Origin of the sequence: Streptomyces noursei, from assembly GCF_001646665.1 — a bacterium.
GTDB lineage: Bacteria > Actinomycetota > Actinomycetes > Streptomycetales > Streptomycetaceae > Streptomyces > Streptomyces lavendulocolor.
The window spans coordinates 286,507-303,326 of sequence record NZ_LWBU01000179.1 but is presented as its reverse complement, the minus strand read 5'-3'; the positions used below and the strand labels follow the sequence as shown (position 1 = coordinate 303,326).

Here is a 16,820-nt window from a genome sequence, read left to right as displayed (position 1 = left end):
ACAATTTTTAGCCTCAGTCCCCGGACCTTGTGTCCGGGGGCTGAGGCATTTTTGCGTTCCGGACCCGTTCCGACTTTTAGGGTGGTCGTATGCGATACGAGCTGGTGATCTTCGACAACGACGGTGTCCTTGTCGACAGCGAGCCCCTGTCCAACACCATCCTGGCTGCCTACCTGACGGAGCTGGGGCACCCCACCTCGTACGAGGACTCCCTGCGGGACTACATGGGGGGCGCGGTGCACCGGGTGCACGACACCGTCCTGGAGCGGACCGGCCGGAGGCTGCCCGAGGGGTTCGACGAGGAGTTCCACGCGCGGGTGTTCGCGGCGTTCGCGCGCGAGCTGGAGGTGGTCGCCGGGGTGCCGGACATGCTGGCGAAGCTCGTCGCGGAAGGCGTGCCGTACTGCGTCGCGTCGTCCGGGAGCCACGAACGGATCCGGGTGGGGCACCACAAGACGGGGCTCGACCGGTGGTTCCCGGAGGGCAGGGTGTTCAGCGCGCAGGACGTGGGGCGCGGGAAGCCGGCACCGGACCTCTTCCTGCACGCCGCCGAGCGGATGGGGGTGGCGCCCGAGCGCTGCGTCGTCGTGGAGGACAGCCCGCTCGGGGTGCGGGCGGCACGGGCGGCCGGCATGGACGTGTACGGCTTCACCGCCATGACGCCCGCCGCCAAGCTCGGCACGGCGACCGGGTACTTCGACGACATGGGGCAGTTGCTCGGGCTGCTCGCGTGAGTGATCTGTCCAGCGGTGGGTGAGCGCCCTACGCTGTGCCGCCATGACGGATGCGCGGTTGCGGCGTGGGCGTGGCTCGCTGGTGGTCTCCTTCTTCGTCCAAGGGGTGACCTTCGCGCTGCTGGTGACGCGCATCCCGGCCGTCCAGGACCGGTACGGGATCTCCGACGCGCTGCTGCCGGCCTTCCTGGCGGCCGTCCCCGTCCTCGCCGGCGTGGGGAGCGTCGCGGCCGGGAGGCTCGTACGGCGGATGGCGCCGGGCACCCTGCTCAGGTGGGCGCAGCCGGTCGTACTGCTGGCCCTCCTCGGTGTCGGAGCCGGTGGGCGGCTGTGGCACGCGGCCTTGGCGCTCGGGGTGTTCGGGCTGGCAGTCGGGGCGCTGGACGCGGCGATGAACATGCTGGGGGTGAGCCTCCAGCGGGCGTACGGGCGCAGCATCATGCTCGGGTTCCACGCCGCGTACAGCCTGGGCGGGATCGCGGGGGCGTCGCTGGCGTGGGCGGCGGTGCGCGCGGACGTGGCGCTGGGCCCGTCGTACCTGGCGGTCGTCGTGGTGGTGCTGCCGGCGGCGTTGCTGGGGAGCCGGTGGTACGTCGGCGGGCAGCCGCGGACGGTGCAGGAGCCGGTCGGGCGGCCGGTGGGGGTGCTGGTGCCGCTGTGCCTGGTTATGACCTTCGCGTACATCGGTGACGCGACCGTGTCGAACTGGAGCGCGAAGTACGTGACGGACGTGCTGCACGGCTCGGAGGAGCTGGCGACGGTGCCGTACAACGCCTATATGGTCACGACCCTGTTGGGGCGGGCCGTGGGGGACCTCGGGGTGCGGCGGTTCGGTGCGGTGGCCGTGGTGCGGGGCGGGGCGGTGCTGGCGGCGGCCGGGTTCGGGGTGGTGGCCGGGGCGCCGGGGCCGTGGGCCGGGGTGGCCGGCTTCACGGTGCTGGGGCTCGGGCTCAGCGTGCTGGTGCCGCAGACCTTCGCGGCGGCGCGCGACGACGCGGAGGTGGCGCGGCTGAACGTCTTCAACTACGCGGGCTACCTGGTCGGGTCGCCGCTGGTGGGCGCGCTCGGTGAGGCGTGGAGCCACCGCGGGGCGATGCTGGTGCCGCTGGTGCTGGTGCTGATGACGCTGCGGTATGCCCGGTCGTTCGGTGTTGAACCGGACCGATACGGTGGCGGGCATGAGCGGCCGCGCACTGTTGATGTGGGATGACGCACTCGCCGGGTACGACTTCGGGGCCGGGCACCCGATGGATCCGGTGCGGCTCGAGCTGACCATGGGGTTGGTGCGGGCGTACGGACTGGACCGCGCGGTCGACGTGGTGGCCGCCAAGCCGGCCGGGGACTCGACGCTGCGGCTGGTGCACCGCGAGGACTACGTGGCGGCCGTCCGCGCGGCGTCGGCGGACCCGGGGGCGGCGGACCAGGCGTACGGGCTGGGGACCATGGACGACCCGGCGTTCGCCGGGATGCACGAGGCGTCGGCGCTGATCGCGGGTCAGTCGGTGGGCGCCGCCGAGGCGGTGTGGCGCGGGGAGGCCCTGCACGCGGTGAACTTCGCGGGCGGGCTGCACCACGCGATGCCCGGGTCCGCGGCGGGCTTCTGCATCTACAACGACGCGTCGCTGGCGATCGCGCGGCTGCTGGAGCTGGGCGCGGAGCGGGTGGCGTACGTCGACGTCGACGTGCACCACGGGGACGGGGTGCAGGCGGCGTTCTGGGAGGACCCGCGGGTGCTGACCGTCTCGCTGCACGAGCACCCCCGCACGCTGTTCCCGGGGACCGGGTGGCCGGAGGAGACGGGCGCGGCCGGACCGGCCGAGGGCGGTGCGGCGAACGTGGCGCTGCCGGCGGGCACCGGCGACGCGGGGTGGCTGCGGGCCTTCCACGCGGTGGTGCCCGAGCTGCTGACGGACTTCCGGCCGCAGGTGCTGGTGACGCAGCACGGGGCCGACACGCACTTCGAGGACCCGCTGGCGCATCTGGCGGTGTCCCTGGACGCCCAGCGCGCCGTCCAGGCGGCCTGCCACGACCTGGCGCACGAGTACGCCGGGGGACGGTGGGTCGCCCTCGGCGGCGGCGGTTACGCGGTCGTGGACGTCGTACCGCGTTCCTGGACGCATCTGGTGGGCATCGCGGCGGGTGCCCCGGTGGAGCCCGAGTCGGTGATCCCGTCGTCGTGGCGGGACGAGGTGTACGCGCGGACGCGGCAGCTGGCGCCGGGGCGGATGACCGACGGGCGGTGGCCGGTGTCCTGGCGCGGCTGGGACGAGGGCTACGACCCGGCGGACCGGCTGGACCAGGCGGTGCTGGCGGCGCGCCGGGCGGCGTTCCCGCTGCGGGGCCTGCTGCCGTAGCGGAGGGCCGCGGCAGGGGGCGGGACAGCAGGACGCCGGGCGGCACGGTTCTGCCGTGCCGGGCGTCCAGCGGGCGTCCTGCTGCCCCCGGGCCGCGTGTTAGGCCAACTGTGGGGTGTCCGGGCCGTTCCGGCGCCGGGGCGGGTGGGCTGCGGCAGCATCGGCAGGGTGTTGAGTACCGGTGCACTGCGCGCGCATCTGCTGGCGGCCCGGCTGGCCGGCCCGGTGGCCACCTCGCGGGAGGACAGCCTGCGGAGCTACCGCCTCTTCGCGGCCCGGGACCCGAGGGTGACCCTCGGGCTCGATCCGCGGTGGGCATGGGACGAGGGGGACCTGTTACGCCTCATGGCCGACAAGTGCGGGGTGTCCGACGACCCGGCGTACCGTTCCGGGCCCGACGTCATCGACCCGGAGCGGACGCTGACCGCGCTCGGGGCGTTCGCCGCGAGGCTGGCGGCGGTGGCCCGGCGGCGGGCGCCGGTGCTGCTCGGGACGGGACATCCGCACCGACTGCTCGGTTTCTACGCCGGGATCGCAGACGCTTTGTCGGCGGCCGGATGTCTCGTTCTCACACCCGCGAGGGGGCGATGTGTCGACATAACGACCCGGTTCGGCGTACGTACGTACAGTCTCGACTACGTACGGGGAGTCGCGTTGGTGCGGGAACCAGGGCGTGAAGGCGCCGGTTGTGAGACCGGCGCACACACCCATTCCCCCCTCCCGGTGAGGGCCGCCCTGGAGGGTCTGGCGGACGCCGGCGGACCGCTGCCGGAGCTCGTCGTCGGGGACCACGGATGGGTCTGCGGAGCAGGTCAGCTGGGTATTGAGGCCGTCGGCCTGGCCGACACGGACGACCCCGCGCTGTTCGTCGGAGAGGCCGAGGGGCGCGTGTCCGTGGCGGTCCCGCTGGATGACGCGGTGCGGTCCGATTACTACCGACCGCTTACTCGCTATGTACTCAATCGGGCGTGTCTGTCACGGTAGGCGGCCGATGGCAGCTCCTCTTCCCCACTCGTATCACCCGCCCCTAGTCTGGTGAGTGAGCGCATCGCGACGAAGAGTCACCGGAGGGGAAGCCGGTGGGCGTTGCGGGCGGAAGGTACAGGTGGGTCATGGCTGCTGCTGGCGAGAGGCCTCTCAACGAGGTCAAGTTCCTGACCGTGGCGGAAGTCGCCTCGGTGATGCGAGTGTCGAAGATGACCGTGTACCGCTTGGTGCACAGCGGTCATCTGCCGGCGATCCGGGTGGGCAGGTCTTTCCGGGTTCCGGAGCAAGCGGTTCACGAGTACCTCCGGGAGTCCTTCGTGGGGGTGGAGACCGCCTAGCGGTCGCCGGAAGAGTCCCGCGTACCCCTCGGATTACAAGCACGGCGCTCTGGCCGGTAGGCTAGGCCGACGTAGGTCGTGTGGGCCCAGACGCCCCGCACCGAGATCCCCGCTGATGCGGGGGTGTTCCGAGAAGTGAGCGAGGGTAGTCGTGGGCTCTGTTATCAAGAAGCGGCGCAAGCGGATGGCCAAGAAGAAGCACCGCAAGCTGCTCAAGCGCACCCGCGTTCAGCGTCGCAACAAGAAGTAGGCGACGTCTGTACGTGCGCGTTCCGCGGCCCTCCCACCGGTTCCGGTGGGAGGGCCGCGGTGTTCTCCCGGCCGGGACCGTGTCCGGTTCCGCCCCGCTGGAGGGGCCGCCCGGTGCCCGTGGAGGTGCGGCGGTCGTCACAGCGCATCGTTCACCCGCTACGGTGGCGCGTAGGCGAGGGACCGAGCGGAAGGCGCTGATCTTGGGGAAGGTCGTGCTCGTCACCGGCGTGGCCCGGCAACTCGGCGGCAGGTTCGTCCGCCGGGTCCAGCAGGACCCCGGAGTGGAGCGGGTGATCGGCGTGGACGCCGTACCGCCCCCGCACTCTTTGGGCACCGCGGAGTTCGTCCGTGCCGACATCCGGCAGCCCGCCGTAGGGCGGGTCCTGGCGGAGCACGGGGTCGACACCGTCGTCCACCTGGACGTCACCGGCACGCCACTGGGCGCCGGCGGCCGGACGGCCGTCAAGGAGACCAACGTCATCGGCACCATGCAGCTGCTCGGGGCGTGCCAGAAGTCGCCGACGGTCCGCCGGCTGGTGGTCAAGTCCAGCACCAACGTGTACGGCTCCGCCCCCCGCGATCCGGCCGTCTTCATGGAGACGACGCCGCCGAAGTCCCTGCCGAGCGGCGGTTTCGCCAAGGACGCCGTCGAGGTGGAGGGGTACGTGCGGGGCTTCGCCCGTCGCCGGCCCGACGTGGCGGTGTGCGTGCTGCGGTTCGCCAACATCCTCGGGCCGGCCGCCGACTCCCCGCTCGCCGAGTTCTTCTCCCTGCCCGTGCTGCCGACGGTGTTCGGCTACGACCCGCGGCTCCAGTTCGTCCACGAGGACGACGTCGTCGAGGTGCTGCGGATGGCCTCCCACGAGCCGCGGCGCGGCACCCTCAACAGCGGCACGTTCAACGTGGCGGGTGACGGCGTCCTGACGCTGTCGCAGTGCTCGCGGCGGCTGGGGCGGCCGACGGTGCCGGTGCCGCTGCCGGCGGTCACCTGGGTCGGCACGGCACTGCGGACGGTCGGTGTGACCGACTTCTCACCCGAGCAGATCCGGCTGCTGATGCACGGACGGGTGGTCAGCACGGCGCAGATGCGCGAGACGCTCGGGTTCGAGCCCACGTACACGACCGCGGAGACGTTCGCGGACTTCGCGCGCAGCCGCGGCCCCGGCCTGCTGCCGCCCGAGGCCCTCGCGGGCGCGGTCGACAGGATCGCCGCGCGGCAGCTGCCCTCCCTGGGTGGCGGCGGGGCGAAGACGACGCACGGCGCCGGATGAGGGAGCGCGATTCAACGATGGCGGACGCCAAGGTCATTCCGTTCGACGACGACCGGTCGCGCTCGGCCGCGGCCTCCTCCCGGCCGGGACGCCGGCGGCCCCTGCCGGGCGGCGGCAGCCGGCGGCGGAACGGCGAGGGCGGCGCGGTGAGCCCCCTGCCGGGGGCACAGGCCGCCGGCGAGGCGCCGGCCCCGGGTACGTCCGGTCCCGGCGGGCCCGCAACGGACGCGGCCGGCACGGAGGAGGCCCGGGCGGGTGTGCGCGCCGGGAGCGACTGGGAACGGCGGCTCGCGGGCGGGCTGGCGTTCCTGCGGCGGCGCGTCACCGGCGAGTACGAGGTCGACGAGTTCGGCTACGACGAGGAGCTCACCGACCAGGTCCTCATGTCGCTGCTGCGGCCGCTGTACGACAAGTACTTCCGCGTCGAGGTGAAGGGCATCGAGAACATCCCGTCCGAGGGCGGGGCGCTGGTGGTGGCGAACCATTCGGGGGTGCTGCCGCTGGACGGGCTGATGATGCAGGTCGCCGTGCACGACAACCACCCGGCAGGGCGGCACCTGCGGCTGCTGGCCGCGGACCTGGTCTTCATGCTGCCGGTCGTCAACGAGCTGGCCCGCAAGGCGGGGCACACGCTGGCGTGCGCGGAGGACGCCGAGCGGCTGCTCCAGCGCGGCGAGGTCGTCGGGGTGATGCCGGAGGGCTTCAAGGGCATCGGGAAGCCCTTCAGCGAGCGCTACAAGCTCCAGCGGTTCGGCCGGGGCGGCTTCGTGTCGACCGCGCTGCGGGCGGGCGCGCCGATCGTGCCGTGCTCGATCGTGGGGGCCGAGGAGATCTACCCCATGATCGGCAACGTGAAGACCCTCGCCCGGGTGCTGGGCATTCCGTACTTCCCGGTCACGCCGACGTTCCCCTGGCTGGGGCCGCTCGGGGCGGTGCCGCTGCCGACGAAGTGGACCATCCAGTTCGGCGAGCCGATCCCGACGGACGGCTTCCCGCTGGAGGCGGCGGAGGATCCGATGCTGATGTTCAACCTGACGGACCAGGTGCGGGAGCAGATCCAGCACACGCTCTACAAGCTGCTCGTGCAGCGGCGGTCGGTGTTCTTCTGACGGACGGCGAAGGGTGGGTGCTCCTCGGTGAGGAGCACCCACCCTTGCGTGTGTCTAGCCGACGTCCTCCTCGTCGATCCCCAGGCCGGGGAGGATGCCCGGGAGGATCGGCGGGATGGTGACGTCGGGGTCCGGCGACGGGGTCGGCTGGCTGCCGGTGCTGCCCGTGGCCGGCGGCGGTGACGTCGGGTCAGGCTCCAGCAGCCCGCCGGTGTTGCCACCGAGCAGGCCGTCGTCCTTCGCCGCGCTCGATCCGGACCCGGAGGGCCCGGGCTTGCCGGTGCTGCCCGAGGGACGGCCCTCCGGGCTGGACGGGGCCTGGTGGGACGGCCCGGTGCCGGAGGAGTCCTGGGTGGCACCCGGGCTGCCGGATCCCCGGCCGTCGCTCCGCTCCGGAGGCTGCGGCAGCCGGGACTGGAGCGGACCGACCTCTTCGTCCATGGCGGCGAAGACGTCACTCACCTCGTCCCCGACATCGGTCAGCTGGACGGGCAGCCGGTCGCGGAGGCCGTTCCAGACCTCCCGGTGGCTGCGGGCGAACGAGTTCAGCGTGGCCAACGGGGCGATGGTGCCGTCCCGTTCGTACGCCAGGCGGAGCAGCCGGTGGCCCTCGGTGGCGTCGTGCTTCATGCCGTTCAGCGCGCGCCGGATCTCGCCCAGGGACTCGTGGTCCAGCACCCCGGACCGGTCGCGCTCCATGAGGCGGCGGGCCTCGCTGAGCCGGGTGGAAGCCTGGTCGAGGTAGATCTCGCCCCGGTCGGCGTCGTCGTCCGCCATCCCGAGCTTGAGGTCCTCCATACCGCGCTTCAGCCCGTAGAGCGAGTCACCGGGGAGGGCGTCGGAACTGGCAGCGGCCACCCCGCTGAACGCGCCCGCCGCCACACCGACCGTGAGGCCGCCGGCGGCGAGCCCCTTCGACCAGCGGGAGCGGGGCCGCAACTTCCGGAGCGCGGTGGCCCGGTGGGCGCCCCGCCCCGTCGCCCGCTGCTCCGGCACCGTAGGGCCCGTGGAGCCACGTCCCTCGGGGGCCGCGCCCTCCAGGAACAGTGCTTCCATGGCGGCGACGAGCTGGGCTCGCTGCACCACCTTCACGTCGGGGTCCATCTCCGGCTTCGGCAGTTCGCCGAGACCGTTCGCCAGGGCCAACAGCCGACCCTGCTCGGTCGGTTCGACCGATGCCTCGGGCTGCTCGGCCGTCTGTTCTTCCAGGGCCTGGGCGAAGGCGTTCGCCCGCCGGTGCGCCGATACGTTCGCGATCACTGGCGGCACCTCCTCTCGTCATGACGGTCGACTCCCCGGGGGGTCCGGAAGGTTGCACACCTTGCGCCGATCCACACGAACGAGTGAGCGGCCGGCGGAAGGGTGTGACCACAGGGAGCCTGCATCCCGCACAACGAGCGGCTCGGCACTTGGGTTACGCACGGAAGATGATCGGACCAGCGCGTGATCGAGGCGTCACCGAGGGTCGGTCGGGGGGTCGGTCGGGGGTCGGCGGGATCAGCGGGCGTCTTCGGGGAGGAGACGCGCCAGGGTGCGGACCGCCCGGTATTGAAGCGTCTTGATCGCGCCTTCGTTCTTGCCCATGACGCGGGCGGTCTCGGCGACGGACAGGCCCTGCAGGAAGCGCAGGGTCACGCACTCCTGCTGTTGCGGGTTGAGCTTGCGGACCGCCTCCAGCAGGGCCGCGTTGGAGAGGGACTCCAGGACCGAGTCCTCCGGGCTGCGCTCCACCTCGTTGGCGTCGAGCATTTCACCGGTGGTCACTTCCAGCCGGAAACGGCTCGATTTGAAGTGGTCGGCGACCAGGTTGCGAGCGATGGTGACCAGCCAGGCACCGAAATCGCGCCCCTGCCACGTGAAGGTGGAGATGCGGCGCAGCGCCCGCAGGAACGTCTCGCTGGTCAGGTCCTCGGCCGTCGCCTTCCCGCCGACGCGGTAGTAGATGTAGCGGTAGACGGTGTCGCTGTACTGGTCGTACAGACGACCGAAGGCATCGGCCTCGCCGGCCTGGGCGCGCTCGACCAGCTCCATCATGCGCGCGCTGTCGCTGTCGGCGGTGGGCCGGCGGGCGGTGGTCGAGGTGCCCGAACCGCCCCGGCCGCCGCGTCTCCCGACGGCGGCACCGCCGTCGGCGAGGGCATAGCAAGGACCGGCCAGTGCCGGTGAGGCGAAGGCCGGGACGGCGTACGCGGTGGGGACGAAGCCGCGCAGATGGTCGAGGACCGTCGCGCGGAGCGTAGCCAGGCCCGAGGCGTCAACCCCGACGTGTGGGTACACGGGACTCCCAGAGGCAGAGCTTCCATCACGTGCAGTACGGAACCTTTCACCCGTCGTAGCGACGCGTGGGGGTCCCGTATGCGTTTGAGGAGAATAACGCTTAGTGCAGGGAGCGCTACGCCGAGTTGCTCAAATCATCGATTCAGTCGCTTCTGTTGCGTCTACGCGGCTGATCAAGTCGCACTTCGTGACCAGGTATTGATCGGATTACTTCGAGAAGTGTTTGGGTGCAGGTTCTCTTGTGGCCGAGTGCGCGCGCCGCGACTGGGGCGGGGCGGAGGCGGGTAAGACCCAGGTTTGGCCATGGCCGGGCGCCCGGTGACGAGCAGGGGGCCGCCCGGGGCCGGCGGAGGGGCGGTGGGGTCAGCGGCGGCGGCGGTGCATGGCCACCGCGGCGGCCGTGCCGCCCGCGAGGGCGCCGACGCCCGCGGCGGCCGGGATGCCGACCTTCGCCGCCTTGCGGCCCGTACGGTAGTCGCGCAGCCGCCACTCGCGGTCGCGCGCGTACCGGCGCAGCTTGGTGTCCGGGTTGATGGCGTACGGGTGGCCCACCAGCGACAGCATCGGGATGTCGTTGTGGCTGTCGCTGTACGCCGCGCACCGCGACAGGTCCAGGCCCTCGGCCGCGGCCAGCGCGCGGACCGCCTCCGCCTTGGCCGGCCCGTGCAGCGGCTCGCCGACGAGCTTGCCGGTGTACACGCCGTCGACCGACTCGGCGACCGTGCCCAGCGCCCCCGTCAGGCCCAGGCGGCGGGCGATGATCGTCGCCGTCTCGACCGGCGCGGCCGTGACCAGCCACACCCGCTGGCCGGCGTCGAGGTGCGCCTGCGCCAGCGCGCGGGTGCCCGGCCAGATCCGGTCCGCCATGTACTCGTCGTAGATCTCCTCGCCGATGGTCATCAGCTCCGAGACGCGGTGGCCCTTCACGATGGACAGCGCGCTGTCGCGGGCGTCCTGCATGTGCTCGGGGTCCTCGACCCCGGCGAGCCGGAACCACGCCTGCTGCCAGGCGAACCGGGCCAGCTCGCGGCGCTGGAAGAACTTCCGCTTGTACAGCCCGCGGCCGAAGTGGAAGATCGCGGCGCCCTGCATCACCGTGTTGTCGAGGTCGAAGAAGGCGGCGGCGCGATCGTCGCCGGGCACGGGGAACTGGGGTTCCGGCGGCGGCTGCGAGGTCTTGCGGGCGGCCTCGGCCGACGCCTCGCCCGCCAGCACGCTGCGTGCGGTGGCGGAGCGCCTATGAGGGGTGAGCCATCCCAGAGCGGCCATGCGGTGAGCATAGCCACTGTGTTCGGTACTTCCCGACCGGCGGGGATGCCATGGCGTGAACTCTGTGAGGCACCGGTGTGACACCGACGGAGAATGGGTGCATGTTCGGACGTGCGAAGAAGAAGACCGGCCCGCGGACCGTGACGCTCATCGGCAAACCCGGCTGCCATCTGTGCGACGACGCGCGGGCGGTGATCCGTGAGGTGTGCGCCGAGACCGGCGCGGTGTGGGAGGAGAAGGACATCCTCCAGGACGAGGAGCTGAACCGGGCCTACTGGGAGCAGATTCCGGTTGTCCTCGTGGACGGCGAGCAGCACACCTTCTGGAAGGTCGACCCGGCGCGCCTGCGCCGCGCGCTGGAGGCCTGACCGCGGCGGGGCGCCGCCCTGCTCGCGGTTCCGCCCGGTGCGGTGCCGGTGCGGTGGGTGGCGGGGCGTGGCCCCTCCGGGGTCGCCCCCCGGGGCCTCGGCGACCGGTTTCCGTGCGGTTGCGCCCGGTGCGGCACCGGTCCGGTGGGTGGCGGGGCGTGGCCCCTCCGGGCTCACCTCCTCGGGGCCGGCGGCCTTGGGTCACGCGTAAGGGAGCCCACCCCTTGCCGCCAACCCCTGCGGGGGCGACCCTGCACGGCCCCACCCCGGGCCCTACACCGTCTGCGGGCCGGTGGGTGGCCTCGCTCCTCGGGCCGTCGGCCATCAGCCGGCCGGTGGGGTAGGGGGGCGCAGCCCGGCACCGGCGCGTAGGCGGTCTGCTGGGCGGTGGCGGGATGTTCCCGGACTCGGCGAGGAGGGGCCGTGCAGGGTCGCCCCCGCAGCAGATTGGCGGCGAGTGACGGTCACTGGACCGGCTGGGCGCCCCGCCAACCGCGAGGAGGTGAGCCCGGAGGGGCCCCGTACCCGGCCCACCGGCAGAACGCACCCCTGCCGCGAGCAACGCACCGCACCGGTGACCGCACCGCGCGCGGCCCACCGGCAGAAAACACCCCGGCTGCGCGCCGGGGCCGGTGACACGCGCGTCGGGGGGGTCGAGGCGGGCGCGGGGCGCGCGCGAGGGGGTGACCGGGAAAGACGGTTACCATCGTGTGCGTTTTGTTGCGCTTCGGGGGCGTGGTCATGAGGAGTGTGTTCCGCTTTGTCCCCTACGGCTCGCGAACGGACCGAGGTGCGCCCCGGTTCCGGGATGGCGCGATCGATTCGCGTGAGCCCGGTCACTTTGCACGGACAAAATGGACACCATCTTTGTGCACGCGTTCACAAAGACATAGCCTGCTGTCGACGGGGCGGTCTTGGGACGTATGGCCGCCTGCAGCCCCGCTCATCCCGCAGGAGCACCGTGGCAACTGGCCGAACACACCGACCGGCGACCCGTAGCCGAGGAATCCCCGAGGCCACCGTCGCCAGGCTTCCGCTGTACCTGCGGGCGCTCACCGCACTGTCGGAGCGCTCCGTACCCACGGTCTCCTCCGAGGAGCTCGCGGCCGCGGCGGGGGTCAACTCCGCGAAGCTGCGCAAGGACTTTTCGTACCTCGGCTCCTACGGCACCCGCGGCGTCGGGTACGACGTCGAGTACCTCGTCTACCAGATCTCCCGTGAGCTGGGGCTCACCCAGGACTGGCCGATCGTCATGGTCGGCATCGGCAACCTCGGCGCCGCCCTCGCCAACTACGGCGGGTTCGCCTCGCGCGGTTTCCGCGTCGCCGCGCTGATCGACGCGGACCCCTCGATGGTCGGCAGGCCCGTCGCGGGCATGCCCGTCCAGTTCATCGACGACCTGGAGAAGATCGTCGCCGAGAACGGCGTCTCGATCGGTGTCATCGCCACGCCCGCCGGCGCCGCGCAGCAGGTCTGCGACCGGCTCGTCGCGGCCGGGGTGACCTCCATCCTGAACTTCGCGCCCACCGTGCTGTCCGTGCCCGACGGGGTGGACGTGCGCAAGGTCGACCTCTCCATCGAGCTGCAGATCCTCGCCTTCCACGAGCAGCGCAAGGCCGGCGAGGAGACGGGCGGCGAGGCGGTCCTGCCGCCGGTCGTCCGCGACGCGGCCGCCGCCACGCCCGCCGAGGGCCGGAAGGGACCTGACGGGGACATGCCCGCCGTGATGCCGGCATGAGCCTCCTCGTCGTCGGTCTCAGCCACCGCAGCGCCCCGGTCAGCGTGCTGGAGCGGGCCTCCCTCGACGCCGACACGCGCGCCAAGCTGCTCCAGGACACCCTCGCCGCCGAACCGGCCACCGAGGCCGCCGTCCTGGCCACCTGCAACCGCATCGAGCTCTACGCCGACGTGGACAAGTTCCACGCGGGCGTCGCCGAGCTCTCCACGCTGCTCGCCCAGCACAGCGGGGTCGGGCTGGAGGAGCTCACCCCCTACCTGTACGTGCACTACGAGGACCGCGCCGTCCACCACCTGTTCTCGGTGGCGTGCGGGCTCGACTCCATGGTCGTCGGCGAGGGCCAGATCCTCGGCCAGATCAAGGACGCCCTCGCGCGCGGCCAGGAGCTCCACACCGCCGGGCGGCTGCTGAACGACCTCTTCCAGCAGGCGCTGCGGGTCGGCAAGCGGGCCCACACCGAGACCGGGATCGACCGGGCCGGCCAGTCGCTCGTCACCTTCGGGCTGCAGCAGCTGGCGTCCGGGGGCGACGTCGCCGCCTGGGCCGAGGGCAAGCGGGCGCTCGTCATCGGCGCGGGTTCGATGTCCTCGCTGGCGTCCGCCACGCTCGCGCGGGCAGGGGTCGGCGAGATCGTCGTCGCCAACCGGACCCCGGAGCGCGCCGAACGGCTCGTACAGATCCTCACCGAGCCCGGCGGTACGGGCGTGGCCGCCAGCGCGGTGGCGATGACCGCAGTGACCGAGGAACTGACACGTGCCGACGTGGTCGTGTCCTGCACGGGCGCCACGGGGCTGGTGCTGACGGGCGTCGCGGTCGAGAGCGCGATGGCCGCCCGTACCTCTCCGCTCGCGCTGCTCGACCTCGCCATGCCCCGCGACATCGACGCCGCCGTCCACCGGCTGGCGGACGTCCGGCTCGTCGACATCGAGTCGCTCGCCGACGCCTCGGCCGACGCGCCGATGGCCGCCGACGTGGACCAGGTGCGCGGCATCGTCGCCGACGAGGTCGCCGCCTTCGGGGCCGCCCAGCGCGCCGCGCACATCACCCCGACCGTCGTCGCGCTGCGCACCATGGCCGCCGACGTCGTCGCGGGGGAGATGGCCCGGCTGGAGGGACGGCTGCCCGGCCTCGACGACAAGCAGCGCGCCGAGATCACCCAGACCGTGCGCCGTGTGGTGGACAAGCTCCTCCACGCGCCGACCGTACGGGTCAAGCAGCTCGCCAGCGAGCCCGGCGGCGCCGGGTACGCGGACGCGCTGCGCACACTCTTCGACCTCGACCCGGAGACGGTCGCCTCCGTCAGCCGGGCCGACATGAACGACCCGAATAGAGGGCGAGTATGACCGAGAGGGCATTGAGGCTCGGGACCAGGCGCAGCAAGCTCGCCATGGCCCAGTCCGGGCATGTCGCGGAGGCGGTGCGGCAGCTGACCGGGCGGCCGGTGGAGCTCGTGGAGATCACCACGTACGGCGACACCTCGCGCGAGCACCTGGCGCAGATCGGCGGCACCGGCGTCTTCGTCACCGCGCTGCGCGACGCGCTGCTGGCGGGCGAGGTCGACTTCGCGGTGCACTCGCTGAAGGACCTGCCGACCACGCAGCCCGACGACCTGGTCGTCGCGGCGATCCCGCGGCGCGAGGACCCGCGCGACGTGGTGGTCGCCCGCGACGGTCTGCGGTTCGAGGAGCTGCCGGCCGGGTCCCGCGTGGGCACCGGCTCGCCGCGGCGCATGGCGCAGCTCAACGCGTACGCCCGCGCCAACGGCATGAAGATCGAGTGCGTCGCCATCCGGGGGAACGTCGACACGCGCATCGGCTACGTACGGAACGGGGAACTGGACGCGGTGGTACTCGCCGCGGCCGGGCTCAACCGCATCGGACGTGGTGACGAGGTCACCGACTTCCTGTCGGTCGACACCGTGCTGCCGGCCCCCGGCCAGGGGGCCCTGGCGATCGAGTGCACGGCGGCCGACGCCGGTCTCGCCGCCACGCTCGCCGAGCTCGACGACCCGCACACCCGGGCCGCCGTGACCGCCGAGCGATCCCTGCTCGCCGCCCTGGAGGCCGGCTGCAGCGCACCCGTGGGTGCCCTGGCCGACCTCCAGGCCGATGGCCAGGTTGTTCATGAGATGCGCCTGCGGGGCGTCGTCGGTACGACCGACGGTTCCACGCTGGTGCAGTTGTCCACCACCGGTCCCGTACCCACGTCGCACGGCGACGCTGTCGCGCTCGGGCGCGAGCTCGCGTCCGAGATGCTCGCCAAGGGTGCGGCCGGTCTTATGGGGGAGCGAGCACTTTGAGCCCCACCGCTGCATCCAAGGCTTCCTCCGCGTACTCCGCGTGCGGGCACGTCACCTTCCTGGGCGCCGGACCCGGTGACCCGGGGCTGCTGACACTGCGTGCCGTCGAGGCCCTGTCGGGCGCCGACGTGCTGATCGCCGAGCCGGATGTGCTCGACGTCGTGCGCGGTCATGCGCGGGCGGGTGTGAGCACGCCCGAGCTGACGGTCGTTGACGACGCGTCAATGCCCGCCGGGGTCCCCGTGTTGAGGGATGCGACCAATCTTGTCATGGAGGCCGCGCGGGGCGGCAAGCGGGTCGTCCGTGCGGTGAGCGGCGACCCGGGGCTCGACGGCAACGCGGGCGCCGAGATGCTTGCGTGCGCCGCCGAGGGCATCCCCTTCGAGGTCGTGCCCGGTGTCGCCGCGGCCGTCGGCGTGCCCGCGTACGCGGGTGTGCCGCTGCGGGACGCGCAGGGCGCGGACGTGCGCTTCGTGGACGCCCGGACCGCGAGCGAGCGGTGCTGGACGGAGGTGGGGGCGTCGGACGGGACCGTGGTCGTGTCGACGTCGCTCGACTCCGTGGCCGCCGCCGCCGGTGAGCTGGTGTCGGCGGGCCGTAAGCCCGACACCCCGCTGACCGTCACGGTGGCCGGCACGACGACCCGGCAGCGGACCTGGACCGCGACGCTGGGCTCCATCGCGCAGGTGCTGAAGCAGGCGAAGGTGCTGCCGTCGCCGGACGGCCACCAGCCGGTCATAGCCGTGGTCGGTGAGCGCAGCGCCGCCGCCCAGCGCGACCAGCTCGCGTGGTTCGAGTCCAAGCCGCTGTTCGGCTGGAAGGTCCTCGTGCCGCGCACCAAGGAGCAGGCGGCGTCGCTCTCCGACCAGCTCCGGTCCTACGGCGCCGTGCCGAGCGAGGTCCCGACCATCGCCGTCGAGCCGCCGCGTACGCCGCAGCAGATGGAGCGCGCCGTCAAGGGCCTGGTCACCGGGCGCTACGAGTGGATCGCCTTCACGTCGGTCAACGCGGTGAAGGCGGTGCGCGAGAAGTTCGAGGAGTACGGGCTCGACGCCCGTGCCTTCGCCGGCATCAAGGTGGCGGCCGTGGGCGAGCAGACCGCCGCCTCGCTGGTCGAGTTCGGTGTGAAGCCGGACCTGGTGCCGAGCGGCGAGCAGTCCGCGGCCGGGCTGCTGGAGGACTGGCCGCCGTACGACCCGGTCTTCGACCCGATCGACCGCGTCTTCCTGCCGCGGGCCGACATCGCCACGGAGACGCTGGTCGCGGGGCTGATCGAGCTCGGCTGGGAGGTCGACGACGTCACCGCCTACCGGACCGTGCGCGCCTCGCCGCCGCCGGCCGAGACGCGGGAGGCCATCAAGGGCGGTGGCTTCGACGCGGTGCTGTTCACGTCGTCGAGCACGGTGCGGAACCTGGTCGGCATCGCCGGCAAGCCGCACAACGTGACCGTCATCGCCTGCATCGGTCCCGCCACCGCCAAGACGGCGGAGGAGCACGGGCTGCGGGTGGACGTGCTGTCGCCCGAACCGTCCGTGCACAAGCTGGCCGAGGCGCTCGCCGAGTTCGGGCTCCGGCGCCGGGCCGCCGCCCTGGAGGCCGGCGACCCGGTCACCCGGCCGAGCGAGCGCCGCCCGGGCGCGCGGCGGCGGCGTACGACCTGATCGGCTCCTCATCGGCCGCTGATCGGTTTCGGGGTGGAGGGAATCCGGATGGATGCGCTCCACCCCGTCGGCGTGTGCCGGAGGTGGTCGCCGCTCCGTGCAGACGGGCTCGGTGCAGGAGAGCCCCCGTCACCGACTGAACGCGGACTCGGCCCGCACCTCG

Annotated in this window: 16 protein-coding genes; 13 read left to right on the top strand and 3 right to left on the bottom strand. The window is 72.6% G+C overall.

Annotated features, from left to right (window positions below):
* Positions 1-89: 89 nt before the first annotated feature.
* From A4V12_RS16555 to A4V12_RS16525, 8 genes are all read left to right on the top strand, one after another.
* Positions 90-734, top strand: a complete 645-nt coding sequence (locus tag A4V12_RS16555) for an HAD family hydrolase (protein ID WP_064070102.1) — start codon at positions 90-92, stop codon at positions 732-734.
* Positions 735-777: 43 nt separating this feature from the next.
* Positions 778-1,944: an MFS transporter gene (locus A4V12_RS16550; protein WP_064070101.1), complete on the top strand. Its 1,167-nt coding sequence runs from the start codon at positions 778-780 to the stop codon at positions 1,942-1,944.
* Positions 1,913-3,088 carry an acetoin utilization protein AcuC gene (locus tag A4V12_RS16545; protein ID WP_064070128.1) on the top strand — a complete coding sequence of 392 codons (1,176 nt, stop codon included), beginning with the start codon at positions 1,913-1,915 and terminating at the stop codon, positions 3,086-3,088. The genes A4V12_RS16550 and A4V12_RS16545 overlap by 32 nt, the downstream gene beginning before the upstream one ends.
* Positions 3,089-3,256: 168 nt before the next feature.
* A complete protein-coding gene (locus tag A4V12_RS16540) occupies positions 3,257-4,072 on the top strand; it encodes a phosphatase (protein ID WP_064070127.1) in 816 nt (271 codons plus the stop codon).
* Between the two features lie 128 nt (positions 4,073-4,200).
* On the top strand, positions 4,201-4,413 hold the full coding sequence (locus A4V12_RS16535; protein ID WP_064070100.1) for a helix-turn-helix domain-containing protein: 213 nt from the start codon (positions 4,201-4,203) through the stop codon (positions 4,411-4,413).
* A 151-nt stretch (positions 4,414-4,564) separates the two neighbouring features.
* On the top strand, positions 4,565-4,663 hold the full coding sequence (locus A4V12_RS34945) for a 30S ribosomal protein bS22 (RefSeq protein ID WP_003948845.1): 99 nt from the start codon (positions 4,565-4,567) through the stop codon (positions 4,661-4,663).
* Positions 4,664-4,865: 202 nt separating this feature from the next.
* Positions 4,866-5,936 (top strand): NAD-dependent epimerase/dehydratase family protein, encoded by a 1,071-nt coding sequence (locus A4V12_RS16530; RefSeq protein WP_064070099.1) that lies wholly within the window; start codon positions 4,866-4,868, stop codon positions 5,934-5,936.
* Positions 5,937-5,953: 17 nt separating this feature from the next.
* Entirely contained in the window at positions 5,954-7,045 is a 1,092-nt protein-coding gene (locus A4V12_RS16525) for a lysophospholipid acyltransferase family protein (protein WP_064070098.1), read from the top strand.
* Between the two features lie 54 nt (positions 7,046-7,099).
* On the opposite strand, the gene A4V12_RS16520 is transcribed toward A4V12_RS16525, so the two are convergent.
* From A4V12_RS16520 to A4V12_RS16510, 3 genes are all read right to left on the bottom strand, one after another.
* Positions 7,100-8,305 carry a DUF5667 domain-containing protein gene (locus tag A4V12_RS16520; protein WP_064070097.1) on the bottom strand — a complete coding sequence of 402 codons (1,206 nt, stop codon included), beginning with the start codon at positions 8,303-8,305 and terminating at the stop codon, positions 7,100-7,102.
* Between the two features lie 237 nt (positions 8,306-8,542).
* Positions 8,543-9,322: an ECF subfamily RNA polymerase sigma factor, BldN family gene (locus A4V12_RS16515; protein WP_064070096.1), complete on the bottom strand. Its 780-nt coding sequence runs from the start codon at positions 9,320-9,322 to the stop codon at positions 8,543-8,545.
* 363 nt (positions 9,323-9,685) lie between these two features.
* Complete coding sequence (locus A4V12_RS16510; RefSeq protein ID WP_064070095.1) at positions 9,686-10,591, bottom strand: HAD family hydrolase; 906 nt, start codon at positions 10,589-10,591, stop codon at positions 9,686-9,688.
* Positions 10,592-10,692: 101 nt separating this feature from the next.
* On the opposite strand from A4V12_RS16510, the gene A4V12_RS16505 reads away from it, so the two are divergent.
* The 5 genes from A4V12_RS16505 (at position 10,693) to A4V12_RS16485 (ending at position 16,657) form a co-directional block, all read left to right on the top strand.
* The gene (locus A4V12_RS16505; protein WP_064070094.1) at positions 10,693-10,959 is read left to right on the top strand and encodes a glutaredoxin family protein; all 267 of its coding nucleotides are present in this window, start codon (positions 10,693-10,695) and stop codon (positions 10,957-10,959) included.
* Positions 10,960-11,920: 961 nt separating this feature from the next.
* The gene (locus tag A4V12_RS16500) at positions 11,921-12,697 is read left to right on the top strand and encodes a redox-sensing transcriptional repressor Rex (RefSeq protein ID WP_064070093.1); all 777 of its coding nucleotides are present in this window, start codon (positions 11,921-11,923) and stop codon (positions 12,695-12,697) included.
* Positions 12,694-14,040, top strand: coding sequence for a glutamyl-tRNA reductase (locus A4V12_RS16495; protein WP_064070092.1), 1,347 nt, complete (start codon positions 12,694-12,696; stop codon positions 14,038-14,040). Before A4V12_RS16500 ends, A4V12_RS16495 begins: the two co-directional genes overlap by 4 nt.
* Positions 14,037-14,996 carry a hydroxymethylbilane synthase gene (gene hemC / locus A4V12_RS16490; RefSeq protein ID WP_064070091.1) on the top strand — a complete coding sequence of 320 codons (960 nt, stop codon included), beginning with the start codon at positions 14,037-14,039 and terminating at the stop codon, positions 14,994-14,996. Before A4V12_RS16495 ends, hemC begins: the two co-directional genes overlap by 4 nt.
* Positions 14,993-16,657 carry a uroporphyrinogen-III synthase gene (locus A4V12_RS16485; RefSeq protein WP_064070090.1) on the top strand — a complete coding sequence of 555 codons (1,665 nt, stop codon included), beginning with the start codon at positions 14,993-14,995 and terminating at the stop codon, positions 16,655-16,657. Before hemC ends, A4V12_RS16485 begins: the two co-directional genes overlap by 4 nt.
* Positions 16,658-16,820: the final 163 nt, after the last annotated feature.

Excerpts from the sequence above, each read along its gene's own strand:
- A4V12_RS16545 (WP_064070128.1), top strand. The coding sequence starts at position 1,913 with ATGAGCGGCCGCGCACTGTTGATGTGGGATGACGCACTCGCCGGGTAC.
- A4V12_RS16555 (WP_064070102.1), top strand. The coding sequence starts at position 90 with ATGCGATACGAGCTGGTGATCTTCGACAACGACGGTGTCCTTGTCGAC.
- A4V12_RS16495 (WP_064070092.1), top strand. The coding sequence starts at position 12,694 with ATGAGCCTCCTCGTCGTCGGTCTCAGCCACCGCAGCGCCCCGGTCAGC.
- hemC (WP_064070091.1), top strand. The coding sequence starts at position 14,037 with ATGACCGAGAGGGCATTGAGGCTCGGGACCAGGCGCAGCAAGCTCGCC.
- A4V12_RS16525 (WP_064070098.1), top strand. The coding sequence starts at position 5,954 with ATGGCGGACGCCAAGGTCATTCCGTTCGACGACGACCGGTCGCGCTCG.
- A4V12_RS16505 (WP_064070094.1), top strand. The coding sequence starts at position 10,693 with ATGTTCGGACGTGCGAAGAAGAAGACCGGCCCGCGGACCGTGACGCTC.
- A4V12_RS16550 (WP_064070101.1), top strand. The coding sequence starts at position 778 with ATGACGGATGCGCGGTTGCGGCGTGGGCGTGGCTCGCTGGTGGTCTCC.
- A4V12_RS16535 (WP_064070100.1), top strand. The coding sequence starts at position 4,201 with ATGGCTGCTGCTGGCGAGAGGCCTCTCAACGAGGTCAAGTTCCTGACC.
- A4V12_RS16510 (WP_064070095.1), bottom strand. The coding sequence starts at position 10,591 with ATGGCCGCTCTGGGATGGCTCACCCCTCATAGGCGCTCCGCCACCGCA.